22 protein-coding genes and 1 pseudogene are annotated in these 24,654 nt (G+C 71.7%); 10 read left to right on the top strand and 13 right to left on the bottom strand.

The genetic code is table 11. From position 1 onward, the window contains the following. The first annotated feature begins 11 nt into the window (after positions 1-11). The 7 genes from ACWDGI_RS26465 to ACWDGI_RS26435 all read left to right on the top strand — a co-directional run bounded on the left by ACWDGI_RS26465 (position 12) and on the right by ACWDGI_RS26435 (position 7,459). Positions 12-836, top strand: coding sequence for an NAD-dependent epimerase/dehydratase family protein (locus tag ACWDGI_RS26465; protein ID WP_450762976.1), 825 nt, complete (start codon positions 12-14; stop codon positions 834-836). A gap of 323 nt (positions 837-1,159) precedes the next feature. Next, positions 1,160-1,930 carry a DeoR/GlpR family DNA-binding transcription regulator gene (locus ACWDGI_RS26460; protein ID WP_450762975.1) on the top strand — a complete coding sequence of 257 codons (771 nt, stop codon included), beginning with the start codon at positions 1,160-1,162 and terminating at the stop codon, positions 1,928-1,930. 88 nt (positions 1,931-2,018) lie between these two features. Further along, on the top strand, positions 2,019-3,398 hold the full coding sequence (locus tag ACWDGI_RS26455) for an ABC transporter substrate-binding protein (protein WP_450762973.1): 1,380 nt from the start codon (positions 2,019-2,021) through the stop codon (positions 3,396-3,398). Further along, entirely contained in the window at positions 3,395-4,330 is a 936-nt protein-coding gene (locus tag ACWDGI_RS26450; RefSeq protein WP_450762971.1) for a carbohydrate ABC transporter permease, read from the top strand. Before ACWDGI_RS26455 ends, ACWDGI_RS26450 begins: the two co-directional genes overlap by 4 nt. Then, the gene (locus ACWDGI_RS26445) at positions 4,327-5,172 is read left to right on the top strand and encodes a carbohydrate ABC transporter permease (protein ID WP_450762969.1); all 846 of its coding nucleotides are present in this window, start codon (positions 4,327-4,329) and stop codon (positions 5,170-5,172) included. The genes ACWDGI_RS26450 and ACWDGI_RS26445 overlap by 4 nt, the downstream gene beginning before the upstream one ends. Continuing rightward, a complete protein-coding gene (locus tag ACWDGI_RS26440) occupies positions 5,169-6,158 on the top strand; it encodes a zinc-dependent alcohol dehydrogenase family protein (protein WP_450762967.1) in 990 nt (329 codons plus the stop codon). The genes ACWDGI_RS26445 and ACWDGI_RS26440 overlap by 4 nt, the downstream gene beginning before the upstream one ends. Before the next feature lie 104 nt (positions 6,159-6,262). Beyond that, on the top strand, positions 6,263-7,459 hold the full coding sequence (locus ACWDGI_RS26435; protein ID WP_450762965.1) for a TerD family protein: 1,197 nt from the start codon (positions 6,263-6,265) through the stop codon (positions 7,457-7,459). A 63-nt stretch (positions 7,460-7,522) separates the two neighbouring features. Here the strand turns inward: ACWDGI_RS26435 and ACWDGI_RS26430 are convergent, their stop codons facing one another. From ACWDGI_RS26430 to ACWDGI_RS26410, 5 genes are all read right to left on the bottom strand, one after another. Next, positions 7,523-8,563: a 1-aminocyclopropane-1-carboxylate deaminase gene (locus ACWDGI_RS26430; RefSeq protein ID WP_450762963.1), complete on the bottom strand. Its 1,041-nt coding sequence runs from the start codon at positions 8,561-8,563 to the stop codon at positions 7,523-7,525. Between the two features lie 14 nt (positions 8,564-8,577). Continuing rightward, a complete protein-coding gene (locus ACWDGI_RS26425; RefSeq protein WP_450762961.1) occupies positions 8,578-9,225 on the bottom strand; it encodes a GntR family transcriptional regulator in 648 nt (215 codons plus the stop codon). 144 nt (positions 9,226-9,369) lie between these two features. Beyond that, complete coding sequence (locus ACWDGI_RS26420) at positions 9,370-10,953, bottom strand: TROVE domain-containing protein (RefSeq protein ID WP_450762959.1); 1,584 nt, start codon at positions 10,951-10,953, stop codon at positions 9,370-9,372. Positions 10,954-11,406: 453 nt separating this feature from the next. Continuing rightward, positions 11,407-12,861: an alkaline phosphatase PhoX gene (locus ACWDGI_RS26415; protein WP_450762957.1), complete on the bottom strand. Its 1,455-nt coding sequence runs from the start codon at positions 12,859-12,861 to the stop codon at positions 11,407-11,409. Positions 12,862-13,146: 285 nt separating this feature from the next. Next, complete coding sequence (locus ACWDGI_RS26410) at positions 13,147-14,577, bottom strand: hypothetical protein (RefSeq protein WP_450762955.1); 1,431 nt, start codon at positions 14,575-14,577, stop codon at positions 13,147-13,149. A 308-nt stretch (positions 14,578-14,885) separates the two neighbouring features. Here ACWDGI_RS26410 and ACWDGI_RS26405 point away from each other — a divergent pair, with 308 nt between their 5' ends. Beyond that, entirely contained in the window at positions 14,886-16,712 is a 1,827-nt protein-coding gene (locus ACWDGI_RS26405) for an endonuclease/exonuclease/phosphatase family protein (RefSeq protein ID WP_450762953.1), read from the top strand. A 10-nt stretch (positions 16,713-16,722) separates the two neighbouring features. Here ACWDGI_RS26405 and ACWDGI_RS26400 read toward each other — a convergent pair whose 3' ends face one another. The 4 genes and pseudogenes from ACWDGI_RS26400 to ACWDGI_RS26385 all read right to left on the bottom strand — a co-directional run. Next, the gene (locus ACWDGI_RS26400) at positions 16,723-17,460 is read right to left on the bottom strand and encodes an SRPBCC family protein (protein WP_450762952.1); all 738 of its coding nucleotides are present in this window, start codon (positions 17,458-17,460) and stop codon (positions 16,723-16,725) included. A 17-nt stretch (positions 17,461-17,477) separates the two neighbouring features. Continuing rightward, on the bottom strand, positions 17,478-18,236 hold the full coding sequence (locus tag ACWDGI_RS26395) for a helix-turn-helix domain-containing protein (protein WP_450762950.1): 759 nt from the start codon (positions 18,234-18,236) through the stop codon (positions 17,478-17,480). Between the two features lie 103 nt (positions 18,237-18,339). Beyond that, positions 18,340-18,822, bottom strand: coding sequence for a DUF3618 domain-containing protein (locus tag ACWDGI_RS26390; RefSeq protein WP_450762948.1), 483 nt, complete (start codon positions 18,820-18,822; stop codon positions 18,340-18,342). Between the two features lie 95 nt (positions 18,823-18,917). Then, positions 18,918-19,277, bottom strand: a pseudogene (locus ACWDGI_RS26385) (hypothetical protein); the annotation flags it as partial. A gap of 108 nt (positions 19,278-19,385) precedes the next feature. On the opposite strand from ACWDGI_RS26385, the gene dapA reads away from it, so the two are divergent. After that, the gene (dapA, locus tag ACWDGI_RS26380; protein WP_450762946.1) at positions 19,386-20,297 is read left to right on the top strand and encodes a 4-hydroxy-tetrahydrodipicolinate synthase; all 912 of its coding nucleotides are present in this window, start codon (positions 19,386-19,388) and stop codon (positions 20,295-20,297) included. Here the strand turns inward: dapA and ACWDGI_RS26375 are convergent, their stop codons facing one another. Both ACWDGI_RS26375 and ACWDGI_RS26370 read right to left on the bottom strand, forming a co-directional pair. Continuing rightward, positions 20,298-21,515 carry a WD40 repeat domain-containing protein gene (locus tag ACWDGI_RS26375; protein WP_450762944.1) on the bottom strand — a complete coding sequence of 406 codons (1,218 nt, stop codon included), beginning with the start codon at positions 21,513-21,515 and terminating at the stop codon, positions 20,298-20,300. Continuing rightward, a complete protein-coding gene (locus ACWDGI_RS26370; protein ID WP_450763209.1) occupies positions 21,512-22,072 on the bottom strand; it encodes a SigE family RNA polymerase sigma factor in 561 nt (186 codons plus the stop codon). Before ACWDGI_RS26370 ends, ACWDGI_RS26375 begins: the two co-directional genes overlap by 4 nt. Before the next feature lie 140 nt (positions 22,073-22,212). Between ACWDGI_RS26370 and ACWDGI_RS26365 the strand changes: the two genes are divergently transcribed. Next, positions 22,213-22,722 (top strand): hypothetical protein, encoded by a 510-nt coding sequence (locus tag ACWDGI_RS26365; protein ID WP_450762942.1) that lies wholly within the window; start codon positions 22,213-22,215, stop codon positions 22,720-22,722. A gap of 134 nt (positions 22,723-22,856) precedes the next feature. On the opposite strand, the gene ACWDGI_RS26360 is transcribed toward ACWDGI_RS26365, so the two are convergent. After that, on the bottom strand, positions 22,857-23,081 hold the full coding sequence (locus ACWDGI_RS26360; protein ID WP_360481757.1) for a hypothetical protein: 225 nt from the start codon (positions 23,079-23,081) through the stop codon (positions 22,857-22,859). Positions 23,082-23,542: 461 nt separating this feature from the next. Beyond that, positions 23,543-24,532, bottom strand: coding sequence for a 2,3,4,5-tetrahydropyridine-2,6-dicarboxylate N-succinyltransferase (dapD, locus tag ACWDGI_RS26355; protein WP_450762941.1), 990 nt, complete (start codon positions 24,530-24,532; stop codon positions 23,543-23,545). Positions 24,533-24,654: the final 122 nt, after the last annotated feature.

Here is a 24,654-nt window from a genome sequence, read left to right as displayed (position 1 = left end):
GGAGACCTTGGATGCCCACTCCCCGCACGCTACTGCTCACCGGCGCCGCAGGCGGGCTCGGCACCCTGATGCGGACCCTGCTCCCGGAGTACGGCTACGAGCTGCGCCTCTTCGACGTCCGCCCGATCGACGGCGAGCCCGACGCGATCACCGCCGACCTCGGCGACCAGGACGCGCTGCGGGAAGCGGTACGGGGCGTGGACGCGGTCCTCCATCTCGCGGGGATCTCCCTGGAGGCCCCCTTCGAGAAGATCCTCCGCTCGAACATCGAGGGCACGTACCACCTCTACGAGGCCGCCCGCGAGGCCGGCGTGAAGCGGATCGTCTTCGCCTCCTCCAACCACGCCGTCGGCTACACCCCGGCCCCGAGCACGGACACCCCACTCGGCTCGAGGGCGCTCATCCCGGTCGACACCCCCCACCGCCCGGACACCTTCTACGGCCTGTCCAAGTCCTTCGGCGAGGACCTCGCCCAGCTCTACTGGGACCGGCACGGCCTGGAGACCGTCTCCGTACGCATCGGCTCCTGCTTCGCCGAGCCGGCCGACGTGCGCATGCTCTCGGTGTGGATGAGCCCGGCCGACGGCGCCCGCCTCTTCCACGCGGCCCTGACCGCCGAGGAGGTCGGCCACACCGTCGTCTACGGCTCCTCCGCCAACACCCGCCTGTGGTGGGACCTGACCGGCGCCCGCGCGCTCGGCTACGAGCCGCAGGACGACTCGGAGCGGTTCGCGGAGAAGCTGATCGCCGAGCACGGCGAGCTGGACCCGGAGAACCCGGCCCACACCCACCTGGGCGGCCGCTTCGTCAACGACCCGCCCATCTGGCCGTACTGAACCCGAACGGGACGCGAGACGCGAGACGGCGGAGGACAACCGGACACGGCAGCACGCGGGCGGCGGAAAACGATCGTCCACGGCGGCGGGCGGGCACCGAACGGGCCCGCCCGCCGCCGCGTTCGGGCATCCCGGCTGCCCGCTCCCACCCCGCACCCGGCAGCAGCGCAGGTCCGAGGCGGGCACCGGGACCGGCAAACGGACACACCCGGGCAGTATCGGGCCCGCAACAGACCTGGTCAGCCTCGCACACCCGCTGTAGAACTTGCTGCATGGCCCGAACGGGCAGCTCCACGCAGCTCCACAAGGAAGTGGGTGACGAGATGAGCACGAGGACGGCGGAAGAACGCCAGCGGGAGATCGTGCGGGCCGCGCGCGTCACCGGCTCGGTCGACGTCACCGCCCTCGCCACCACCCTCGGCGTGGCCAAGGAGACCATCCGGCGGGACCTGCGCGCCCTGGAGGACCACGGCCTGGTCCGCCGTACCCACGGGGGCGCGTATCCCGTCGAGAGCGCCGGTTTCGAGACCACGCTCGCCTTCCGTTCGACCAGCCACGTCCCGGAGAAGCGGCGGATCGCGTCGGCCGCCGCCGAGCTGCTGGGCGACGCCGAGACCGTCTTCGTCGACGAGGGCTTCACCCCACAGCTCATCGCCGAGGCACTGCCGACGGACCGGCCACTGACCGTGGTCACCGCATCGCTGCCGGTCGCGGGCGCGCTCGCGGAGACCGAGAACATGTCGGTACTGCTGCTCGGCGGACGGGTACGGGCCGGCACGCTGGCGACCGTCGACCACTGGACGACGAAGATGCTCGCCGGTTTCGTTCTCGACCTCGCCTACATTGGAGCCAACGGCATCTCGCGTGAGCACGGCCTGACCACTCCGGACCCCGCCGTCAGCGAGGTCAAGGCGCAGGCCGTGCGCGCCGCCCGCCGGACGGTCTTCGCGGGCGTGCACACCAAGTTCGGAGCCGTCAGCTTCTGCCGCTTCGCCGAGGTCGGCGCCCTGGAGGCGATCGTGACGAGCACCCTTCTTCCGGCCGCCGAGGCCCACCGCTACGCCCTGCTGGGCCCGCAGGTCATCCGGGTCTGACCCACCGACGACACACCCACGCCCTTCCCGAAGGGCTCTTCCCCACCCCGCAGTGCCCCATATATCACGATTCCTCCAGGAGCGATCCATGCGAACCCCGAGCCGACGGAGGCCGCGAGTCACACTCGCCATGGCCGCCGCAGGGACGCTGCTCGCCCCGCTGCTCTCCGGCTGCTGGGTCGGTGCGGGCGGGTCCGGTTCCGGCGGCGATTCGATCAACGTGCTGATGGTCAACAACCCCCAGATGACGGAACTCCAGAAGCTCGCCCCGCGCTTCACCAAGGAGACCGGCATCAAGGTCAACTTCACCGTCCTGCCCGAGAACGACGTCCGCGACAAGATCAGCCAGGACTTCGCCAACCAGGCCGGCCAGTACGACGTGGCCACCCTGTCCAACTACGAGATACCGATCTACGCCCGCAACGGCTGGCTGCACGAGATGGACTCCTACGTCGCCAAGGACCCCGGCTTCGACCAGCAGGACATCCTCCAGCCGATGCGCGAGTCCCTGACCGCCGACGACGGCAAGCTCTACGGCGAGCCCTTCTACGGCGAGTCGTCCTTCCTGATGTACCGCAAGGACGTGTTCGCGGCGAAGGGCCTGACGATGCCCGCGCACCCCACCTGGCAGCAGGTCGCCGACCTCGCCGCCAAGGCGGACGGCGCCCAGTCCGGCATGCGCGGCATCTGCCTGCGCGGCCTGCCCGGCTGGGGCGAGCTGATGGCACCGCTGACCACGGTCGTGAACACCTACGGGGGCACCTGGTTCGACAAGGACTGGAAGGCCCGGCTGACCGGGCCCGGGTTCGAGAAGGCGACGAAGTTCTACGTCGACCTGGTCCGCAGGCACGGCGAGTCCGGCGCCCCGCAGTCCGGCTTCGCCGAGTGCCTCAACAACATGACCCAGGGCAAGACCGCCATGTGGTACGACGCCACCAGCGCGGCCGGCCTCCTGGAGGCGAACGGCTCCCCGGTCAAGGGCAAGCTCGGCTACGTCCCCGCGCCCGTGGAGCAGACCAAGTCCGCCGGCTGGCTCTACACGTGGGCCTGGGGCATCCAGAAGGCCTCCCGCAACCCCGACAAGGCCTGGAAGTTCGTCTCCTGGGCGTCCAGCAAGGAGTACGAGGAGCTGGTCGGCCAGAGCGGCGGCCAGACCGGCGGCTGGTCCAACGTCCCGGCGGGCAAGCGCGCGTCGACGTACACGAACCCGGACTACGTCAAGTCGGCCGCCGCGTTCCAGGAGATGACCAAGGAGGCCATCGAGAGCGCCCGCCCGAACGACCCCGGCGTCCAGCCGCGCCCCGCGCCCGGCATCCAGTTCGTCGACATTCCCGAGTTCACCGATCTCGGCACCAAGGTCTCCCAGGAGATCAGTTCGGCCATCGCCGGACGACAGTCCGTCGACTCGGCCCTGAAGAAGTCCCAGCAGCTGGCCGAGAAGATCTCCAAGGAGTACGAGGGACGATGACCGCGACGACAGCCCCCTACGCAGCGACACCCGCACGCGCCACGCGGCCGCCCTCCGCCCGCCTGCGCGCCTGGGCCACCCGGGCCCCCCTCCTGCCCGCCCTGGTCTTCATGATCGTCGTGACCCAGCTGCCGTTCGTGGCCACGGTGGTCATCTCCTTCTTCGACTGGAACGCCCTCTACCCGAAGGCCCGCCACTTCGCCGGCGTCGACAACTACCGCCAGGTCCTGACCGACGCCGACCTGCGCCACTCGGTGTGGACGACCGTGCTCCTCACGGTCACGGTGGTGCTGGTCAGCCTGGTCCTCGGCCTCGCGCTGGCCCTGCTCCTGAACAACAGGTTCCGTGGCCGGGGCGTCGTCCGCACCCTGCTGATCGCCCCCTTCCTGGTGGTCCCGGTGGCCGCCGCCCTGCTCTGGAAGCACGTCCTCTACAACCCCGAATACGGCCTGCTCAACGGCCTGTTGCACTACGTCGGCGGTCCGCAGCCCGACTGGATCTCCCGCACCCCGCTGCTGGCGGTCGAGGCCGCCCTGGTGTGGCAGTGGACGCCGTTCATGATGCTGATCCTGCTCGCCGGGCTGCAGAGCCGTGATCCCGAGCAGATCGAGGCCGCCCGGGTGGACGGCGCGAGCGACTGGCAGGTCTTCCGCTATCTCACGCTCCCGCACCTGCGCCGCTATCTCGAACTCGGCGCCCTGCTGGGCAGCATCTACATCGTCCAGAACTTCGACGCGGTCTTCACGATCACGTCCGGCGGCCTGGGCACCGCCAACCTTCCCTACACCGTGTACCAGAGCTTCTACCAGGCCCACGAGAACGGCCTCGCCTCGGCCGCCGGCGTCCTGGTCGTCATCGGCTCGATCATCATCGCGACCTTCGCCCTGCGCGTGGTGTCGTCCCTGTTCCGCGAGGAGGTGTCCCGCGCATGAGCAGCCTCGCCATACGCGTCAGGAAGCACCGGGGTCTCAGCATCGGGCTGGTGGCCTGGCTGGTCGGCATCGTCTTCTTCTTCCCCATCGCCTGGATGGCGCTGACGTCCTTCCACTCCGAGGCGGACGCGGCGACCAACCCGCCCTCCTTCGGCGCCGCCCTCACCCTGGACGGCTACCGCGAGTTCTTCGGGGCGGGCGGCGGCGCGAGCCCCTGGCCGGCCCTCATCAACTCGGCGGTCGCCTCGATCGTCTCCACCCTCTTCGTCCTCGTCCTGGCCTTCCCGGCGGCCTACGCGCTGTCGATCCGGCGGGTCAGGAAGTGGACGGACGTCCTGTTCTTCTTCCTCTCCACCAAGATGCTGCCGGTGGTGGCCGGCCTGCTGCCGATCTACCTGTTCGCGAAGAACACCGGGATGCTGGACAACATCTGGTTCCTGGTCATCCTCTACACCTCCATGAACCTGCCGATCGCGGTGTGGATGATGCAGTCGTTCCTCGCCGAGGTCCCGGTCGCGGTGATCGAGGCCGCGCAGATCGACGGCGCCCGCCTCCCGACGATCCTCGCGCGCGTGGTCGCCCCGATCGCGCTGCCCGGCATCGCCGCCACCTCCCTGATCTGCTTCATCTTCAGCTGGAACGAACTTCTCTTCGCCCGAGTCCTGACGGGCGTGGTCGCCGAGACCGCCCCCGTCTTCCTGACCGGCTTCATCACCAGCCAGGGCCTGTTCCTGGCCAAGGTGTGCGCCGCGTCGCTCGTCGTCTCCCTGCCGGTGCTCGCCGCGGGGTTCGCCGCCCAGGACAAGCTGGTCCAGGGCCTGTCGTTGGGAGCCGTGAAATGAAGGCCGCCGTCATCGAGTCCGTGGGCCGTGCCGTCGTCACCGAGGTCCCCGACCCGACACCCGGCCCCCGTGAGGTCGTGGTGGAAGTGGCCGCCTGCGGCCTGTGCGGAACCGATCTGCACATCCTCCAGGGCGAGTTCGCGCCCAAGCTGCCGATCGTGCCGGGCCACGAGTTCGCCGGCGAGGTGGTCGGCGTCGGCTCCCAGGTGACCGAGGTGGCGATCGGCGACCAGGTCGCGGTCGACCCGTCCCTGTACTGCCACGAGTGCCGCTACTGCCGGGACGGCCACAACAACCTCTGCGAACGCTGGGCCGCGATCGGCGTGACCGTGCCGGGCGGCGCCGCGCAGTACGCGGTCGCCCCGGTCGCCAACTGCGTGAAGCTCCCCGAGCACGTCCGCACCCAGGACGCGGCCCTGGTCGAACCGCTGTCCTGCGCGGTACGCGGCTACGACGTCCTCAACTCCCGACTGGGCGCCCACGTCCTGATCTACGGCTCCGGGACCATGGGCCTGATGATGCTGGAGCTCGCCAAGCGGACCGGCGCGGCCAGCGTCGACGTGGTCGACCTGAACCCGGCCCGCCTGGAGACCGCCCGCGCGCTCGGCGTCTCCGCGTCCGCCGCGAACGCCGACGAACTGGACCGGCCGCGGGGCTGGGACGTGGTGATCGACGCGACCGGCAACGCGGCGGCGATCCAGGACGGCCTGGAGCGGGTGGGGAAGGCCGGCACCTTCCTCCAGTTCGGCGTCGCCGACTACGCGACCCGGGTGACGATCGACCCGTACCGCATCTACAACCAGGAGATCACCATCACCGGCTCCATGGCCGTCCTGCACAGCTACGAACGCGCCGCGGAGCTGTTCGCGAACGGGGTCCTGGACCCGGAGGTCTTCATCAGCGACCGCCTCCCGCTGGACAGCTACCCGCAGGCGCTGGAGCAGTTCGCGGCGGGGGTCGGACGGAAGATCGTCGTCGTCCCCTGAGCCGGATCGCAAGGTCCCCTGAGCCGATCGGGGGACGGTGCGAGGGCCGCTCGACGGTAAGGGAACGGTAAAGCGATGCCGTTCGTTCTCGCGGCATGACAGCTATGACCCCTGGCTCGAACATCCCTCTCCCCGTCTCCCGGGTGGCGGTGGACGTCGCCGCCCCGGTGCGGCTCGACGTGTCGGGCCTGCTGCTCACCGGCGACGGCAAGGTGCGCTCCGACGACGACTTCATCTTCTACAACCAGCCCAGCGGCCCGGGTGTGGCGTACCGCTCCGGCGGCGGTACGTCCCCGGACGCGATCACCGTCGACACGGCCGCCGTGCCCCCGGGCATCGAGAAGATCGTCGTCACCGCGAGCCCCGACGCCGCGGGGCAGACCTTCCAGGGCATCGAGCCGACGGCGACCATCCGCAACGCGGACGACGGCTCGGTGCTGGGCACCTTCACGCCGCCGCAGCTGGGCACCGAGACGGCCCTGGTGGTCGTCGAGATCTACCTGCGCAACGGCGCGTGGAAGGCCCGCGCGGTCGGCCAGGGGTACGCGAACGGGCTGGCCGGCATCGCCACCGACTTCGGCGTGACGGTGGAGGAACCGGCTCCGACCACCCCGGCCCCGCAGCCGGCCGCTCCCCAGCCGACGGCCCCGCAGCCGACGGCTCCCCCCGTCGTGGCCCCGCCCGCGCCTCCCGCGCCGCCCGCCCCTCCCGTCCCGGGCGCCGGGAAGATCAACCTCGACAAGGGCAGGGTCAGCCTCCAGAAGAACCAGACGGTGTCCCTGGTCAAGGGCGGCAGACCGCTGCTCTCCCAGGTGAAGATGGGCCTGGGCTGGGAGCCGGCGTTCCGCGGCAAGGACATCGACCTGGACGCCTCGGTCATCGCCTACGGCCCGCAGCGCGACCACGTCGACAGCTGCTACTTCGGCAAGCTGTCCATCCTCAACGGCGCGATCAAGCACTCCGGCGACAACCTCACCGGTGAGGGAGGCGGCGACGACGAGGTGATCGTGGTCGACCTCGGCCGGATCCCCCCGGAGGTCACCGGCCTGGTCTTCACCGTCAACTCCTTCTCCGGACAGAAGTTCACGGAGGTCGCCAAGGCCTACTGCCGCCTCCTGGACGCGGCGACCGGCGAGGAACTGGTCCGCTTCGACCTCACCAACGCGGAGGCGCAGACCGGCGTGATGATGGCCAAGCTGGTCCGCCAGTTCTCCGGCGAGTGGGACATGACGGCACTGGGCGAGTTCGTGAAGGCCCGCACCGTCCGGAACATGGTGAAGCCGGGCGCGCAGGCGCTGTAGCGGCCGGGGACCGACACGCCCCGCGCCTCTTCCGAGGGGCGCGGGACCGTCTCTTCCGGTCCGTCAGAACAGGGCGCTGTAGGCGTTCAGCGCGGGCTGCCCGCCCAGGTGGGCGTAGAGGACGGTGCAGCCGTGGTCGATCTCGCCCCGTTCGACCAGGTCCACCATCCCCGCCATCGACTTCCCCTCGTACACCGGGTCCGTCACCATGCCCTCAGTGCGGGCGGCGAGCCGCATCGCCTCCAGGGTGGTCTCGTCGGGAATGCCGTAGACGCCCGCGTGGTAGCGCTCGTCCAGCTCGATGTCGTCGACGGTCAACTCGCGCTGGAGACCGATCAGTCGTCCGGTCCGCCGGGCGATCCGTGCCACCTGCTCACGGGTCTCGGCGGGCTTGGCCGAGGCGTCGATGCCGATGACCCGGCGCTCGCGCCCACCGGCCTCCGCCAGCGCGGCGAACCCGGCGGCCATGCCGGCCTGGGTCGACCCGGTCACCGAGCAGACGATCACCGTGTCGAAGAAGACGCCCAGCTCCCGCTCCTGCTCGGCGACCTCGTACGCCCAGTTGGCGAAGCCGAGCCCGCCGAGCGGATGGTCGGAGGCGCCGGCCGGGATGGCGTAGGGCCTGCCGCCGGACTCCTCGACCTCGCGCAGCGCCCCTTCCCAGCTCTCCTTGAACCCGATCCCGAACCCGGCCCGGACGAGCCGGACGTCGGCCCCGGCCAGCCTGCTGATCAGGATGTTGCCGACCTTGTCGTACACGGAGTCCGGCCACTCCACCCAGCTCTCCTGCACCAGCACGCACTTGAGCCCGGCGCGGGCGGCGACGGCGGCGACCTGGCGGGTGTGGTTGGACTGCACCCCGCCGATGGAGACGAGGGTGTCGCAGCCCTGGGCGAGGGCATCGGCGACCAGGTACTCCAGCTTGCGCGTCTTGTTCCCGCCGTACGCGATCCCGGAGTTGCAGTCCTCCCGCTTGGCCCACAGCGCGGCCCCGCCGAGATGGGCGGTGAGGCGCTCCAGCGGATGCACGGGCGAGGGGCCGAAGAGGAGGGGGTGACGGTCGTAGGAAGAGATGGACGGGGAAGGGGGCGCGGAGGGGGACATGGTGGCTCCTGGTGTCAGTCGGGGTCGGCCAGGTCGGCGAGGGTGTGCCAGATGTCGGCGGTGACCTTGACCGCCGCCCGCGGGTCACCGGCCGCGCACGCCTCGATGAGCCGCTCGTGCAGGCCCGCCGAGCGGCAGGAGCCGCCCTCGCCGAAGCGGCGGCGCTCCAGGCGCCGGATGAGCGGGGTGTAGCGGGCGACGGTGGCGGCGGCCGCGCGGTTGCCGGCCACCCGGATCAGGACGTCGTGCAGTTCGTCGTCGGCGCGCAGGGCCTCGTCCACGTCACCGGCGCGTACGGCGGCGGCGAACCGGTCGTTGGCCGCGCGCATCATGTCGAGGTCGGCGTCCCGCAGCCGGGGTACGGCGGCCCGGGTGGCCAGCTCGTGCATGGCGCCGACCACGGCCGCCGCGTCCCGTACGTCGGCGGCCACGACCGGGGTGACCCGGGTGTGGCTCTGCGGCTTGCTCTCCAGGAGCCCGTCGTCGACGAGCCGGGCGAACGCTTCGCGTACCGGCGCCCGGGACAGCCCGAGCCGCTCGGCGAACTCGACGTCCCGCACCACCGCACCGGGTTCGATCTCCCCGGCGACGATGGCATCGCGGATGGCCTCGTAGGCGCGGTCGCGGAGCAGAGTGCGGGGGACGGGGCGCAGCGCATCCATGAACTGAAATGTTAGATATCAATTGAGACCCGGGCAAGGGTGCGGCGTAAGCACGCGTGGGGCGTGAGCACGCGTGCTGCGGAGGCACGCGGGTGGCCCGCACCCTCCGTGAAGGTGCGGGCCACGCTCATGAGCCGGTAGCGGTCAGGCGGCCGTCGCCCACGGCCAGTCGGCGTCCCGGGCGGACTCCAGCAGCGGCACCATCCGGAAAGCCGCGTCCGAGAGGCCGCCGAAGGTGTGCCGGTTGGCCGCTCCCGACGGGCCGTGGCCGACCCGGTAGCCGGCCAGGTTCCAGGTGTAGACCGGGATGTGGGCCGGGACCTGCTGGGTGGGGTCGCCGTGCCGGTGGTACGTGTACTGCTCGTCGGTGACGATCAGCACCCGGTCCTGCCCCCGGTAGTGCGAGCGGATCGCCGAGGTCGTGTCGGTACCGCCCAGCGAGCCGAAGCGGCCGAGGATCTTCAGCACCGACTCGCCCTTGCCGAACGTCAGCCGCCTGCTCGTGGTACCGAACTCGACGAGGTCCGCGTCCGCCGCCCGCAGCGCGAGCGCCGAACCGAAGATCGCCGCCGCGTCGGCCCGGTTGAGCCGCGAGCGGTCGGACAGCGGACCCCACATCGAGCCCGACCGGTCGACCAGCACCAGCGTCCGCCCCGGCAGCGCGGGCACGTTGGCCAGCGAGTGGCCGAGCGCCCGCTCCAGCGGGAAGGACCAGCGCAGCGACGGGGCGTGCTGGTACGCGGCGAGGTACCGGAACGGGAACTGCCGCGAGCGCGCCACCTCCGCTGGGTCACTGATCCGGGCCGCGACCTGGGCGGCGACCTCGTCGGAGACTCCGGCCTCGTCGAAGTTCCGCAGGTTGCGGACGAGCGCCATGGCCCCCATGGAGGGGATCACGGCCTCCCAGGCCGCCTTGTCCATCGGCCCCTGGAGCCATCCGGCCAGCGCCTCCCAGGTGATGCCGGCCGCCGCGAGCCGCTGGGCGCCACCGGGCTCGGTGACGACCGCGCGCCGCCGTGCGACGGGCAGCGCCATCAGCTCGCGGTGCGCGGCGAGCACCGGGCTCGACGCTGGCGGTACGGCCGTGTCCGGGTGGTGCCGCCGGTCCAGCGCGTACTGGAACAGCTCGCCCTGCCACGGCTTGTCCGGGTCCGGCGCCGCGTGCACCAGGTTCAGGATGTCGCCGAAGCGGTATCCCTTGGCCGCGGTGTCGTACTTGAGCAGCGACTTGCCGTGGTAGAGCCGCCGTACAGCGTCGGCGATCCCCCGCTTGACGGGCTTGGGGACGGCACGGCCGTAGGTCGCCGTCCAGTAGGCGAGCAGTTCGCCGGGCTCGTCGGGCCGCCGCAGCACGGAGGCGACGACCTGCCGGTTCGAGGGGCCCTCGGTGGCGCCCGCGGTCAGACGTGCGTGCACGTACTCGGCGGCGCCCACGAGGGAGGCGGTCCGCATGTTGCCCTCGCCGCGCAGCCAGCCGAGCAGGCCGGCGGTCCAGGCCGGATCGGCGACGGCGAGCTCGCGGACGAGCTTCGCGTACCGGTCGTCGCGGTCTGCCTCACTCTCGTAGAAGGTGCCCGCGGCAAAGTGGGACACCGCCAGCAAAAAAAGTTCAGACCGCGTGTCCCGCTCCTGGCCACGCCCGCCCTGGTAGGTGCGGAGCACGCGTCCGGTCGAGGTGACCCGTGAAGTGGGCTGCGCTCGGGCCGCCTTGGTGTTGAATCGCGCCATGGTGAATTCCCCCCGAATTCATTGGAGTCTGGGAGGAGGCGCAACAGGAGGAGGGTGCCCGAGATCAGGAGTCGGCGGCGGGACTTTTAACCTGGCGCGTCTTCCTTTCCGCCACATCGGCCCTGAGCCGATGACGGGATTCGAACCCGCATCCCCTTTCGGGGACCAGGGCCCTGAAGTATCCGCTGCCTGCGCACCGGGCACCCTCCATGAGCTGCGCCTCCCGAGTTCAGTGACACACGCACCGGGAGGTGCATGAAGATTTTGGTGTCCAGAGTTCAAGGCCGGCGGAACCGACGTAGGTGCTCTGACCCCTGAGCTACACCGGCGCGTTGTACCGGTGGCGGGACTCGAACCCGCGGCCGCCCCATTATCAGTGGAAGTAGGTCCTGCCTTCGCACCTGGACGTTCATTACCTTAGGAGGCGTGCCGCGGGCCGAGCGAGTGAATTAATTACCCGCGCTTCTGGCGCTTCCAGGGCCCGGTGATGGCAAGCATGATGCCGGGCGTCTGGATGTTCGCGTACAGGGTCTTGCCGTCGGGCGAGAAGGTGACGCCGGTGAACTCGCTGTATTCCGGCTCCTCCTCGGTGCCGGCGTTCAGTTCGTTGCGGGCGATGGGGTAGGTGCGGCCGCTGTCGGTGGCGCCGAACAGGTGCTGGATGCCCTCGCCGTCCTCGGCGATGACCAGGCCGCCGTACGGGGAGACGGTGATGTTGTCCGGGCCGTCGAAGTCGCCGTCCACGGACGGGTCCGGGTTGACTCCGATGAGGACCTTCAGGGTGAGGGTGCGGCGCTTGGGGTCGTAGAACCAGACGGCGCCGTCGTGCTGGACGGGGCTCTCCGAACGGGCGTAGGAGGAGACGATGTACACGCCCCCGTCGCCCCACCACATGCCCTCCAGCTTGCGGGCGCGGGTGACCTGTCCGGCGGTGAACTGCTTGCGGACCGAGGTGGTCCTGGCGTCGCGGTCCGGAACGTCCGTCCAGTCGACGCCGTACACGGTGCCGATCTTCGTGGCGCGGGAGAGGTCGTCGACGAACACGCCGCCGGAGTCGAAGCACTTGAAGGCCTGCAGCGTGCCCGCGTCGTCGGCGAGGGTGCGCAGCCGGCCGCGGCCGTGGTGGAAGTGCTCGGGCGGGGTCCAGCGGTAGAGCAGACCGTTCGGGTTGGACGCGTCCTCCGTCAGGTAGAGGTGGCCGCGCCTGGGGTCGACGACGACGGCCTCGTGCGCGTACCGGCCCAGCGCCTTGACCGGCTTGGGGTTCCGGTTGGCCCGGCGGTCCTCGGGGTCGACCTCGAAGACATAGCCGTGGTCCTTGGTCATGCCGTTGGAGCCGGCCTTGTCCTCGGTCTCCTCGCAGGTGAGCCAGGTGCCCCAGGGGGTGTTGCCGCCCGCGCAGTTGGTGGCGGTGCCGGCGATGCCGACCCACTCGGCGACCTGGTCGTGGCGCACCTCGACGACCGTGCAGCCGCCGGCGGCCGCCGGGTCGTAGACGAGGCCCTCGGTGAGCGGCACCGGGTGGGTCCAGTTGGCGCGGGGGCCGGCCAGCTCGTGGTTGTTGACGAGGAGGGTGGCGCCGCGCGGGCCGTCGAAGGTGGAGGTGCCGTCGTGGTTGGAGGGGGTGAACTCGCCCGACTCCAGCCGGGTCTTGCCGCTGTAGGTGATGACGCGGTACTCGAAGCCGGCGGGGAGCGCGAGGATGCCGTCGGGGTCGGGGAGCAGCGGCCCGTAGCCGACTCCGCCGTGTCCGTGTCCGTGCTTCGCCTCGGCCGTGCCGGACGCCTCGGTCTCGGTGGACGCGAGGGCGTTCGGGGCGGTGGCGAGGGCGCCGACGCTGCCCGCCAGCGCGACACCGGCACCGGTGATCGCGGATTTTCTGGCGAAGTCCCTGCGGGTGAGCGACATGGTGTCTCCTGTGACGGTCGAAGGGCCGTGGAGGGTGGCGGACCTCAAGTCGGCGCACACGCTCCCGGCCGCGTCTGAACTCCGTCTGAACTCGGGGCGACATCGGCTTCGTTTGTTCAATGAATCCGTATGCACCGCCCCACGGCAATCCAAAGCCACACCCAAGAAAGCGCCGCGGGCGTCGCCGGCCGCGGCCTGGAATCCTTCTTCCGCCACGGCGGCGCTCAGCCGCACTCGGCGCGTCCGGCGGGGCCCGACCCGCGCGCGGCCCCGCCCCTTCGGGCGCTATCCCCCGTGCTGCGACCGCGCCTTGAACGCCGCCTTCCGGGCCTCCTTCGCGACCTTCTTGTCCGGGTGCAGGCGTCCCATCGCCTCCAGGACGTCGGCCGTGTCCGGGTGCTCGACCCGCCAGGCCTCGGCGAAGAACCCGGCGTGCTGCTGGGCCAACCCCTCGACCAGGGCCTGCAGTTCCTCGGAGTTCCCTTCGGCGGCCAGCTGCGCGGCGACCGTGTCGATGGTCAGCCAGAAGATCATGTCCGGCGAGGGTGCCGGGACGTCGGCGGCGCCGCGCTCGGCCAGCCAGACCCTGGCCAGTCCGCCCAGCTCGGGGTCGCCGAGGACTTCGCGAAGTGCCGGTTCGGCCTCGGTGCCGACCAGGGACAGCGCCTGCTGGCAGCGCAGCCTGCGCAGCGGCGCGCCCGCGTCGTCGCCCCGCGCGGCGGCCAGCAACTCCCGTGCGGCGGCGAGGGATTCGCGGCGGTCCAGCCACTGCTCGGTCTCGGCCTGCGCGGCTCCCTGCGGGAACGCGGCCATGCCGTCGAGCAACGCGTCCGCGCCCTTGTCGGCGAGCTCTCCGACCGCCGGCGCCTCGAACCCGGCCTCCAGCAGCCGCGCCCGCAGCCCGTACGCGCCGAGCGGGGTGAGCCGCACCATGCCGTACCGGGTGACGTCGCTCTCGTCGACCGGCCCCGCGGCCGGCTCCTCCTCGGTGTCGGCCATGAGCGCCTCGTCGACCGGCTGGTACGCGACGAGTCCGACCGGCTCCAGCGTCCGGAACTGGTCGTCGAGCCGCATCATCGCGTCGGAGACCTGTTCGAGGACGTCGTTGGTCGGCTCCCCCATGTCGCTGGGCACGATCATCGACGCGGCGAGCGCGGGCAGCGGCACCGGCGCCTCGCCGGGACCGCCTTCGCTCACCGTCAGCAGGTACAGGTTGCCGAGGACACCGTCCAGGAAGTCCGCCTCCGCCTCGGGGTCCCAGCCGAGTGACGAGAAATCGACCTCGCCGCCCTCGTCGAGCGCGTCGACAATTCCGTCCAGGTCGGGCACGCTCGCGTCGCCGATCACGGTCTCCAGGGCGGCCAGCCAGACCCCGAGGACGTCGTGCGGCGAGCCTCCGGTGAGCAGCGCCAGCTCCTCCCCCGCCGCGACCGTCCCGGCCTCCTCGTCGACGATCTCGACGAGCCCGGCGTCCAGGGCGACCCGCCAGGCCTCGGCGGTGTACGCGGCGGCGTCGTCCCCGGTGAGCCCGAGCAGCTCGGCGGCGGCCGGGAGCTGCTCCTCGGCCAGTCCGCCACCTGCGTCGACGCGGGTGTCGGGTCCGGCCCAGCGGGCGAGCCGGGCGGCCCGGGAGAGCAGCGGCGTGGCCAGCGCGGCGCGTGCCAGCTCCGCTTCGGGGCGCAACCGCACCGGCGGCAGGGGGGAGCTGTCTGACATCGGGTGGTTCTCCTCGGACGCCTCTACGGTCGTACGACGACATGGACTCCGTACGACGGCCGTACGACCATCGGGACGCCGTACGCCTCAGCCGCTCAGCCTAGACGGATTTCCACCCATGCCGCCCGGTTCATCTCCTCGCCGAGCTGCGTACATGGCCGAAACCTTGACAACTCCCCTACGCAGGGACGAGATTGACGCGCGTAGAAAACGGGGGGGACAAGTGTTCACTCTCTGTCTACGCGTGTCATGCCCACTCCATGACGCATCCTCGTCCCGGCACCGTTTATGTCCCCGGAGGGATTTCCTTGCCGAGCAGGTCTTCCGCGCGTCTCGCCGCGCTCACCGTCGCCGCCGTCTGCAGCGCGGCGTCCACCGTCGCCCTCACCTCGCCGGCCCAGGCCGACGGGCTGCGCATCCATGACGTCCAGGGCGCCACGCGCATATCGCCGTACGCCGGCCAGAAGGTGACGGACGTCCCCGGCATCGTCACGGCCACGCGCACCTACGGCTCCTCGCGGGGTTTCTGGCTCCAGGATCCGACGCCCGACGCCGACCCGGCCACCAGTGAGGGCGTCTTCGTCTTCACCAGCTCCACCCCGAAGGTCGCGGTCGGCGACTCCGTCACGGTCACCGGCACGGTCTCCGAGTACGTCCCGGGCGGTGCCTCCACCGGCAACCAGTCGCTGACCGAGATCACCAAGCCGACGGTCACCACGGTCTCCACCGGCAACGCGGTCCCGGCGCCGGTCGTGATCGACAAGAAGTCGGTGCCGGCCAAGTACACCCCGGCGGGTGACACGGCCGCGGCCGGCTCGGTCAACGGCCTGACGCTCCAGCCGAAGAAGTACGCCCTGGACTACTACGAGTCCCTGGAGGGCATGAACGTCCAGGTCCGCGACACCCGCGTGGTCACCGCCACCGACCCGTACGCCGAGGTGTGGGTGACGGTGAAGCCGCACGAGAACCGCACCGTCCGCGGCGGCTCGCTGTACCGCTCCTACAACGACCAGAACACCGGCCGTCTCCAGATCCAGTCCCTGGGCGCGACCGCCGACTTCCCGGTGGCGAACGTCGGCGACACGCTGACCGGCGCCACGACCGGCCCGCTGGACTACAACCAGTTCGGCGGCTACACCCTCGTCGCGAGCAAGCTGGGCACCCTCAAGAGCGGGGGCCTGCAGCGCGAGACGACGAGGAAGCAGTCGAAGAGCGAGCTGGCCGTCGCCACCTACAACGTCGAGAACCTCGACCCCTCCGACGGCACCTTCGCCGCGCACGCCGCCGCGATCGTGAACAACCTGCAGTCGCCCGACATCGTGTCCCTGGAGGAGATCCAGGACAACAACGGTGCGACGGACGACGGCACGGTCGCCGCCGACGTGACGGTGAACAAGCTGATCGACGCGATCGTCGCGGCCGGCGGCCCGAAGTACGACTGGCGTTCCATCAACCCGGTCAACGACCAGGACGGCGGCGAGCCCGGCGGCAACATCCGCCAGGTCTTCCTCTTCAACCCCGAGCGGGTGTCCTTCGTCGACCGCGCGGGCGGCGACTCCACCACCGCGGTGGGCGTCACCAGGGTGCACGGCCAGGCCCAGCTGACCGCCTCCCCCGGCCGCGTCGACCCGGCGAACTCCGCCTGGACGACCAGCCGCAAGCCGCTGGCCGGCGAGTTCGTCTTCCGCGGCAAGACGGTCTTCGTGATCGCCAACCACCTGAACTCCAAGGGCGGCGACCAGGGCCTGACCGCGCAGTACCAGCCGGTGGCGCGCAGCTCGGAGGTCCAGCGCCACGCGCAGGCGACGCTGGTCAACGCGTTCGTCAAGAGCATCCTCGACGTCCAGAAGGACGCGAACGTCATCGCGCTCGGCGACATGAACGACTTCGACTTCTCCGGCACCACCAAGATCCTGGAGAGCCACGGCGCGCTCTGGTCGGCGATCCAGTCGCTGCCGACCAAGGAGCGCTACACCTACGACTACCAGGGCAACGAGCAGGTCCTGGACCAGATCCTGATCAGCAAGGAGATCCGCCGCAACGGCGACTTCGAGTACGACAGCGTGCACGTCAACTCGGAGTTCCACGACCAGATCAGCGACCACGACCCGCAGGTGCTGCGCTTCCGCCCCTGACGACCGTGGCTCAGGACTGGCTGAACACGCCGTTCAGCCAGTCCTGCCAGGCGCTCTCGTTCGCCCGGGCGTCGGCGTCCGCCGCGAAGTCGTGGATGCTGATGCCGACCGGGGCGCCCCAGTGGTTGCGTCCGAAGAACCGGACGAGGGCGTCGTCGGTGCGCAGCCCGATGAAGTACGGGTTGCGGTAGTCGACCACCGCCTCCAGGGTCCGGCCGCCGGGCCCCCGGACGCTCGCCTTCGCGCCCTCGGCCAGGTCGTCCGGCAGGCCGAGAGCGCGGCCCACGGCCTCGAAGGCGTCCGGCGCCTGGGCCGCCTCGGGGCCGTTGAGCTGCGCGAAGGTGACCGGGCGGGGCGCGAAGTGGACCAGGTACTCGCGCAGGGTGTGCAGATAGAAGTCGGTGTGCCGGCTCGCGCCGTCGTACTGGTTGTCCCAGTCGTCGGTGAAGATCCCGCTGTGCACGTAGCGCACCCAGGCACGGCGGCCGCCGTCCCGCGGCTCGATCACGTGCTCCAGCTGGTTGACGCTCTGGACCGGGAAACCGAGGTCCTCGCTGCGGACGATCAGGTGGTGCGGCGGCTCGTAGGCGGTCACGGTGGAGCCGAAGGCCGCCGCGCCGCCCACCCGGGGCTCGGGCGGCTCCATCGGCCACAGGTAGGCGCCGGAGCCGTTGGTGATCGCCTCCCACACCTCCTGGGGTGTGGCGTCGACCTCGAACTCGCGGGCGATCTCGAATTCCTTGGACATGTCGGGGCTCCTGCTGCCTACTGATCCGTTTCGGGGGTGGTCCGCTCCGAGACCCCGGGCCGGCCCTCGGCCGCCGGGAGGATCTCGGCCGCGGGGTGCGTCCCGGCCGCCGGGTGAGTCCCGGCCGCCGGGCCGGGGTCGGCCGCCGGGCCGGGGTCGGCCGCCGGGCCGGGGTCGGCCGCCGGGCCGGGGTCGGCCTTGACCGTGGGGTGGAGGGCGACGACGATCCGGTGGTCCCGGCCGTCCTCCGTGTCGGGCGCGTCGTACTTGCGGATGAGCGCGCTCACGCCCGCCGTCAGCTCCTGCACGAACGCCGCGCGGTCGGCGGCGGAGGCGAAGCGCACCTCGCCGTCCAGCGCATAGGTCGCCAGCTGTCTGCGGGCCTTGGCGGCACCGCTGATCAGCGTGCCGACGTCGCGCACCAGGCGGGCGCCGACCGCGAGCAGCCAGCGCGCGGAGAGCTGGTCGCGGAAGCGGTCCGGGTCCGGCTGTACGGCGGGCAGGGCGGCCGGCGAGATGACGTACGACGCGGCGGTCGCGCGCATCAGCCGCTCGTTGACATTGCCCTTGCGCCGCTCGCCCGCCAGCTCCACCAGGCCGTGCCGCTCCAGCGCCTTGAGGTGGTAGTTCACCTTCTGTCTGGGCAGCCCGACCCGGCCGGCCAGCATCGCTGCCGACGCGGGCGCGGCGGCCAGTTCGGCGAGCAGCCGGGCCCGTATGGGGTCCAGCGACACCGCCGCGGCCTCGGGGTCCTCGATCACGGTCACGTCCAGCATGGCTCCACCCTCTCACCGAAAACTTTTCCTGTCCAGACGGATCAGATTTTCGGTGGGAGGGTGGAGCGGGTGGAGACAGCGGGGAGGAGGCCCCGCGCGGTTCTCAGTGGCGCCGGCCACGGCGCAGGGCGCCCACGGCGACGGCACCGGCGACGGCGAGGGCGGCGCCCGCGACCAGCACCGGGCGGGCGTGCCGCTGCGCGCCCCGGAAGGCCGTACGCGCGGACTGCGGGAGGCGCCCCTCGGCGGCGTGCCCCGCCTCGACGGCCCTGTCGGACGCCAGATGGCCCGCCCGTCCGGCCCGCTCCTGAACGGCGTGCCCGGTCCTGAGCGCCCGCTCCTGCAGCGTGTGCCGCGCCTGGGCCATCTGCTCCTGGGTGGTGTGGCCGCCCTTCGTCGCCCGGTCCTGGGCCTGGTGGCCGGCCCGGGCGGCACCCTCGCGCAGCTGGACGGTCAGGGCGCCGGCCTTGTCCTTGAGATCGGCGGCGCGGGCCTGGGTACGCCCCTTGAGGTCGGCCTTCGCCGCCAGGGCGCCCGCGGAGTCGATGATGCGGGCCCCCGTTTCATGCGCGTTCCCCTTCGTCATCGGTACTGCCCCTCCTGGTCTCGTCGGCGTCCGCTTGTGCCTGCGGACCTTCCGAGTACCCAGGTCGCCGACGGTCAGGCGGGGCGACCCGTCCGTCAGTCCCGCTCCCCCCGCTCACCGAGCCGCGCGAGCCGGCTCTGGAACCAGTCGAGGCGGGCCTGCAACAGGGCCGCCTCCGCGACCAGTTCGGGCACCCCGAAGCCCTCGCCCGGCACCGGCACGGGCTCCCCGGAGACCGCCCCCGCACCCCCGGCCACCACCCGCAGCCCCGCTCCGGCCAGCCGGGCGAACCCGGCGAGCGAGACGGACGTGCGCGCGCGTACACAGCCCCCGCAGGCGGCCGCCAGGGCCCGCCATCCGGGCCGGCCCCAGCCCGCGTCGGCGAGCGCCACGCCCGGCGCGCCGCAGGCGCACGCCCCGACGGTGGCCGTGCGCACCCGCTGCCGGGCGTATTGGACACAGGGCCTCGGCGCGCCCACAGGAGCGACGATTCAGCGTTCCTAAGACGTACCCCATAGGAGAATTAAGTGGAGCTAAGCCGTCGCGCTGCCGAGACTACCCTCATGACGAACCCACCCGACATCGCCCGCTCGCCCCGCCCCTTCGGCCGCACCCTCTGTGCGATGGTCACACCGTTCACCGAGGCGGGGGCGCTCGACCTCGACGGCGCCCGGCGGCTGGCCGCGCGGCTGGTGGCGGACGGCTGTGACGGCCTGGTGCTGAACGGCACCACCGGCGAGTCGCCGACCACCACGGACGCCGAGAAGGCCGAGCTGATCTCGGCCGTCCGGGAGGCGGTGGGCGAGCGGGTGCCACTCGTGGCGGGCGTGGGCACCGCGGACACCCTGCACACCGTGGAGCTCGCGCGCGCGGCCGAGAAGGCGGGCGCGGACGGCGTGCTGGTGGTGTCGCCGTACTACAGCCGGCCGCCGCAGGACGCGCTGGAGGCGCACTTCCTGGAGGTGGCGGAGGCGACCGGGCTGCCGGTGATGCTGTACGACATCCCGGGCCGCACCGGCACCCGTATCGAGCCGGAGACGCTGATCCGGCTCGCCGCGCACCCCGCGATCGTGGCCGTGAAGGACTGCTCGTACGACTTCCTCGGCACCCAGAAGGTGCTGGCGCACACGGACCTGGCGTACTACGCGGGCTGCGACGAACACATCCTCGCCCTGTACGCGGTGGGCGCGGCCGGCTGTGTCAGCACGGTCGCGAACGTGGTGCCGGGCCGGGTCGCCGCGATCCTCGACGCGTTCGACGCCGGTGACACCGCCCGTGCCGCCGAACTGCAGCTGCGGGCCACGCCGTTGATCGAGGCGATGACGGCCGCGGGGCTGCCGGGCACGGTCACGGCGAAGGCGCTGCTCGCCGGGATCGGCCTGCCTGCGGGCCCGGTGCGGGCACCGCTGCGGCCCGCCGGCCGGGAGGCGGCCGACGGGCTGCGGGCGGTGTACGAGGAGCTCGTGGCCGACTGATCAGCGGCGGGCGAAGACGGGCTGCCACGCCTTCAGCTCGTCGTACATATCCTTCTGGACCCCGCTCAGCGGCACGATCTTGTCGCTGCCGATCGTCACCAGCGCGAGCCGGGCCCGGTACGGCTCGTCCAGGCCGCTGGCCCGCTCCCAGGCGATGAGCCGCCGGTCGTCGGCCCAGGCCAGCAGGTCGCCGCCACGGACCTTGGTGATCTCCTTGCCGGTGCGGGGATCGCGGATCGAGGAGTACGACTTCCCGGGGGCGACCTCCTTGGTCAGACCGAGGGCGGCGAGCCGGCCGTTCGGGGACAGCCGTGCGTCGACGTCCGCGCGCAGGTACTTCTCGTCCGCCGGGGCGGCGATCTTGGCGCCGTCGAGGTCGTAGAACTGCTGCGTCCCGTCCCTGTCGCCGATGACACGCGCGTACACCTGGTCGCCGGTGCGGCTGAAGGAGAAGTCACCCCGCGCGAGGTCGTTGCGGTCGGACACGACCCCGGTCCAGGAGCCCTTGCCGGAGGCCACGCCGAGGTCGTAGAAGCCGGTCCGGCTCGATGCGGCGAACCCGGGTCCCCAGTCCCAGCCGCCCTTGGCGTTCTGGGCCTTGGCCCGCACGTCGGGGTTCTCGTCGTACGTCGTCGCCAGGAGCCGGGTCCCGTCGTACGAGAAGGCGAGTGCGCCGACCCGGTGCTCGACGGGGATCCACCGCTCGACCTTCCTCGTCGCGAGGTCGAGCAGGCCGATCCGGCGGACGGGCAGGGTCTGCTCCAGCACGGCGGCCGTCCGCAGGCCCGGCGCGACGGCGACGAAGGCCCACCGGGAGTCCTTCACGTAGGTGCCGGTCCCCGGGTCGAGCAGCCGGTACGTGCGTACGCCGATGCCCTTGTCGTCCGTCAGCGGCACGGTCCGCCAGGTGTAGTACGCGGCGAGCGCCGTCTGACCGGCCGCGATGAGCTCGCGCGGCGGCGACTGGTCCGGGTGGCCGGTGATCCCGTTCCGCTGCACGACCCCGGACGGACGCACATCGCTTTTCCCGGAGTCCAGCAGCGGTACCGCCACCGCGACGGCGACCACGGCGGCCGTCGCGGCGGCCATGGAGGCGAACCGGCGGGCGCGTCGGCGCCGACGGACGGCCAGCACCCGGTCGGCGAAGCCCGATCCCGCCGACGGCTGTTCGGCGGCCTGTTCGCGCAGGGTCTCCCGGACGAGTTCCTCGGCGTTCACGGCCGCACCTCCATGGGCGAGTAGTCACGGGACGGCGGCTGCGCGTGGCCGGCGTCCGGGGCGAGGGCGGCCAGTTCGGGTGCGAGGACGCGCAGCCGGGCCAGGGAGCGGTGGGTGGCGGACCGCACGGTGCCGACCGAGCAGCCGAGCAGCCGGGCCACGTCGGCCTCCGACAGGTCCTCGAAGTAGCGCAGCACCAGCACGGTGCGCTGGCGGGCGGTGAGCCGGGACAGGGCTGTGCGCAGGACGAGGCGGAGCTCGGCGGCGGATGCGGTGTCGGGGGCCGGCGGGCTCTCCGGGGGTTCGGCGACGCTGAACTCGCGCCGCCGCCACTTGAGCCGCCAGCGGCTTATCTGCTGCCGGTAGAGGATCTGCCGTACATAGGCCTCGGGCTCGTCGATGCGCTGCCAGCGACCCGCCGCCTTGATCAGGGCGTTCTGCAGCAGGTCCTCGGCCGCGTGCCGGTCACCGCCGGTCAGCAGCACGGCCGTCCTCAGCAGCGCGGTGGACCGACCGTCCACGAACTCCCGGAAGCTCTCTTGCAGTTCCGCATCCATCGTCACCTTCTCTTCCCCCGGGCCCACCTCGTGTCCGGCCCCTGTAACCGTGGTGACGCCTATGGAGCGGCCCCACTATGCCTGTCGGCGCGGAATAAATGCACCGGTGTCGCACCCGCCCGCTGCCCTACGTTGTCCCCATGAGCCGCCCCCTGTTGTTCCTGGACGTCGACGGCCCCCTCAACCCGTATGCGGCCCAGCGCGAGCGGCGCCCCGAGGGTTATACGACGATCCGGGCGACCGTCCGCCCGGGACGCCCCCTGCGGGTCTGGCTGAACCCGGAGCACGGCCCGGCGCTGCTCGCCCTCGGCTACGAGCTGTGCTGGGCGACCACCTGGATGGCCGAGGCGAACCGCTGGATCGCCCCGGTCGTGGGTCTGCCCGAGCTGCCGTACGTCGACTTCGGCAGGGGGCTGCTGGCGGAGCGGCCCGACGGCGTGCACTGGAAGACGGAGGCGATCGTCTCGTACGCCGGGGGGCGGCCGTTCGCCTGGGTGGACGACGAGCAGAGCCCGGCGGACACGCTGTACGTCCGCGCCCACCACCCCGGCCCGGCCCTGCTGCACCACGTCGATCCCCGGATCGGCCTGCGGGAGGGCGACTTCGCCGCGCTGACGCAGTTCCGCGGATCCCTGCCCCAGGACGGCTGAGCGCCCTCCCGCACCATGGGGCGGCCGTCCGGCCGACCGCACGTCTGCGGCTCTGCCGGGTCACGAGTCGGGGGCCTCCCGGCCGCGACATTCCGCGTTGCGGGCATCACCCGTCGACAGAAGCAGCGCGCCGATCAACTGATCGTCTCCGGCCCCCAGCGCTCGGGCCCCACTCCGCGCCAGTCGATCCACGGTGACTCGGCCACCTCCGCCGGGTCGATGTCCAGCCCGGCCCGGCGGAGAAACTCCGCGACGTCGACCGCGTGGTGAGCCAGCCCGAGGATCTCACCGTCCACGCGCACGCGGCGGCCCCCCGTGGGCGACGGTGGATGCACGATCACACGTATCGGTCCGGGCATGTCTTCAGGGTCGTCCGGGTCATGCGGACCCGCGTTCCAGGTCGTCATCGCTGATGCCGCTCATTCACGTTCCGGTCTGACCGCTCCAGGTCACGCAGCTGTTGGTAGGTGGCACTCCACTCCTGCTGTGCCTGGGCAAGGTCGGCGGAAAACAGTCGCATGGCCAGATTCAAGCACGTGTTCGATTTTCTGGACCACATCGAGGCCCCGGGCGACCGCATGGCCTCCTCGAAACCGGGTTCCCACGGGGTTCCACGCCGACCGTCGGCCTCCGCCTGTGGCGCTCCGCCGCCATCGTGCGGTTCGACCGGCCGAGAAAGCACGTGAGCGCCCTCCCCCGGGCCGTCCTCGGGCCATGGAAGGGCGCTCAGTGATGACCGGCGTCGACAAACCGCCGACAGCTCGACAGCAAGGTCGGGGCGCTGATCGCGCAGGCGGCCGCAGGGCACGGCCGTCGATGGTCAGTTGTGGCTGTGCAGGATCTCGTTCAGGCCGCCCCAGACCGCGTTGTTCGGGCGGGCCTCGACGGCGCCCGTGACCGAGTTGCGGCGGAAGAGGATGTTGGAGGCGCCGCTCAGCTCGCGGGCCTTGACGATCTGGCCGTCGGGCATGGTGACGCGGGTGCCCGCGGTGACGTAGAGGCCGGCCTCGACCACGCACTCGTCGCCGAGCGCGATGCCGACGCCCGCCTCGGCGCCGACCAGGCAGCGCTCGCCGATGGCGATGATCACGTTGCCGCCGCCGGACAGGGTGCCCATGGTGGAGGCGCCGCCGCCGATGTCCGAGCCGTTGCCGACCACCACACCGGCCGAGATGCGGCCCTCGACCATCGAGGTGCCGAGCGTGCCGGCGTTGAAGTTGACGAAGCCCTCGTGCATGACGGTCGTGCCCTCGGAGAGGTGCGCGCCGAGGCGGACCCGGTCGGCGTCGGCGATACGGACGCCCTTCGGGACGACGTAGTCGGTCATCCTCGGGAACTTGTCGATCGAGGTCACCTGGAGGTGCAGGCCCTCGGCGCGGGCGTTCAGCCGGACCTGCTCGATGTCGTCGACGGCGACCGGGCCGAGGGAGGTCCAGGCGACGTTGGCGAGGAAGCCGAACTGGCCGTCCAGGCTCAGGCCGTGCGGCTTGACCAGACGGTGCGAGAGCAGGTGCAGACGCAGGTAGACGTCGTGCGCGTCGATCGGCTTCTCGTCGATCGAGGCGATGACCGTGCGGACCGCGACGACCTCGACGTTGCGGCGGGGGTCCGGGCCGATCGCCCTGGCCGCACCCTCACCGAGGAGTTCCACGGCCTGCTCGGCGGAGAGCGTCTCGGTGCCGGCCGGGCCGGGCTCGGCGACCAGCGCGGGCGCGGGGAACCAGGTGTCGAGAACGGTGCCGTCGGCGGCGATGGTGGCGAGCCCGGCGGCAACGGCGCCGGTGGGACGAAGAGCAGTCGTGTCGGTCATGAGGGCAACCTAACCGTCCGGGGGCCGGGGAGGCGAACCAGCGTGCGGGGCGTCTCGGGAGGCGGGCCGTGAAGATCCGCCGGGCGGCCCGCACTCCCCCGCGGTGCGGGCCGCCCAGGATC

Source organism: Streptomyces sp. NPDC001220 (assembly GCF_053597895.1).
Note: the sequence above shows the minus strand (reverse complement) of the source record. Positions and strands in the feature narration are given on the sequence as shown.

Excerpts from the sequence above, each read along its gene's own strand:
- ACWDGI_RS26440 (WP_450762967.1), top strand. The coding sequence starts at position 5,169 with ATGAAGGCCGCCGTCATCGAGTCCGTGGGCCGTGCCGTCGTCACCGAG.
- ACWDGI_RS26400 (WP_450762952.1), bottom strand. The coding sequence starts at position 17,460 with ATGTCCAAGGAATTCGAGATCGCCCGCGAGTTCGAGGTCGACGCCACA.
- dapA (WP_450762946.1), top strand. The coding sequence starts at position 19,386 with ATGACGAACCCACCCGACATCGCCCGCTCGCCCCGCCCCTTCGGCCGC.
- ACWDGI_RS26460 (WP_450762975.1), top strand. The coding sequence starts at position 1,160 with ATGAGCACGAGGACGGCGGAAGAACGCCAGCGGGAGATCGTGCGGGCC.
- ACWDGI_RS26360 (WP_360481757.1), bottom strand. The coding sequence starts at position 23,081 with ATGCCCGGACCGATACGTGTGATCGTGCATCCACCGTCGCCCACGGGG.
- ACWDGI_RS26430 (WP_450762963.1), bottom strand. The coding sequence starts at position 8,563 with ATGTCCCCCTCCGCGCCCCCTTCCCCGTCCATCTCTTCCTACGACCGT.
- ACWDGI_RS26450 (WP_450762971.1), top strand. The coding sequence starts at position 3,395 with ATGACCGCGACGACAGCCCCCTACGCAGCGACACCCGCACGCGCCACG.
- ACWDGI_RS26465 (WP_450762976.1), top strand. The coding sequence starts at position 12 with ATGCCCACTCCCCGCACGCTACTGCTCACCGGCGCCGCAGGCGGGCTC.
- ACWDGI_RS26415 (WP_450762957.1), bottom strand. The coding sequence starts at position 12,861 with ATGTCGCTCACCCGCAGGGACTTCGCCAGAAAATCCGCGATCACCGGT.
- ACWDGI_RS26445 (WP_450762969.1), top strand. The coding sequence starts at position 4,327 with ATGAGCAGCCTCGCCATACGCGTCAGGAAGCACCGGGGTCTCAGCATC.
- ACWDGI_RS26420 (WP_450762959.1), bottom strand. The coding sequence starts at position 10,953 with ATGGCGCGATTCAACACCAAGGCGGCCCGAGCGCAGCCCACTTCACGG.
- ACWDGI_RS26370 (WP_450763209.1), bottom strand. The coding sequence starts at position 22,072 with ATGGATGCGGAACTGCAAGAGAGCTTCCGGGAGTTCGTGGACGGTCGG.
- dapD (WP_450762941.1), bottom strand. The coding sequence starts at position 24,532 with ATGACCGACACGACTGCTCTTCGTCCCACCGGCGCCGTTGCCGCCGGG.
- ACWDGI_RS26455 (WP_450762973.1), top strand. The coding sequence starts at position 2,019 with ATGCGAACCCCGAGCCGACGGAGGCCGCGAGTCACACTCGCCATGGCC.
- ACWDGI_RS26425 (WP_450762961.1), bottom strand. The coding sequence starts at position 9,225 with ATGGATGCGCTGCGCCCCGTCCCCCGCACTCTGCTCCGCGACCGCGCC.
- ACWDGI_RS26365 (WP_450762942.1), top strand. The coding sequence starts at position 22,213 with ATGAGCCGCCCCCTGTTGTTCCTGGACGTCGACGGCCCCCTCAACCCG.
- ACWDGI_RS26390 (WP_450762948.1), bottom strand. The coding sequence starts at position 18,822 with ATGACGAAGGGGAACGCGCATGAAACGGGGGCCCGCATCATCGACTCC.
- ACWDGI_RS26435 (WP_450762965.1), top strand. The coding sequence starts at position 6,263 with ATGACCCCTGGCTCGAACATCCCTCTCCCCGTCTCCCGGGTGGCGGTG.
- ACWDGI_RS26395 (WP_450762950.1), bottom strand. The coding sequence starts at position 18,236 with ATGCTGGACGTGACCGTGATCGAGGACCCCGAGGCCGCGGCGGTGTCG.
- ACWDGI_RS26410 (WP_450762955.1), bottom strand. The coding sequence starts at position 14,577 with ATGTCAGACAGCTCCCCCCTGCCGCCGGTGCGGTTGCGCCCCGAAGCG.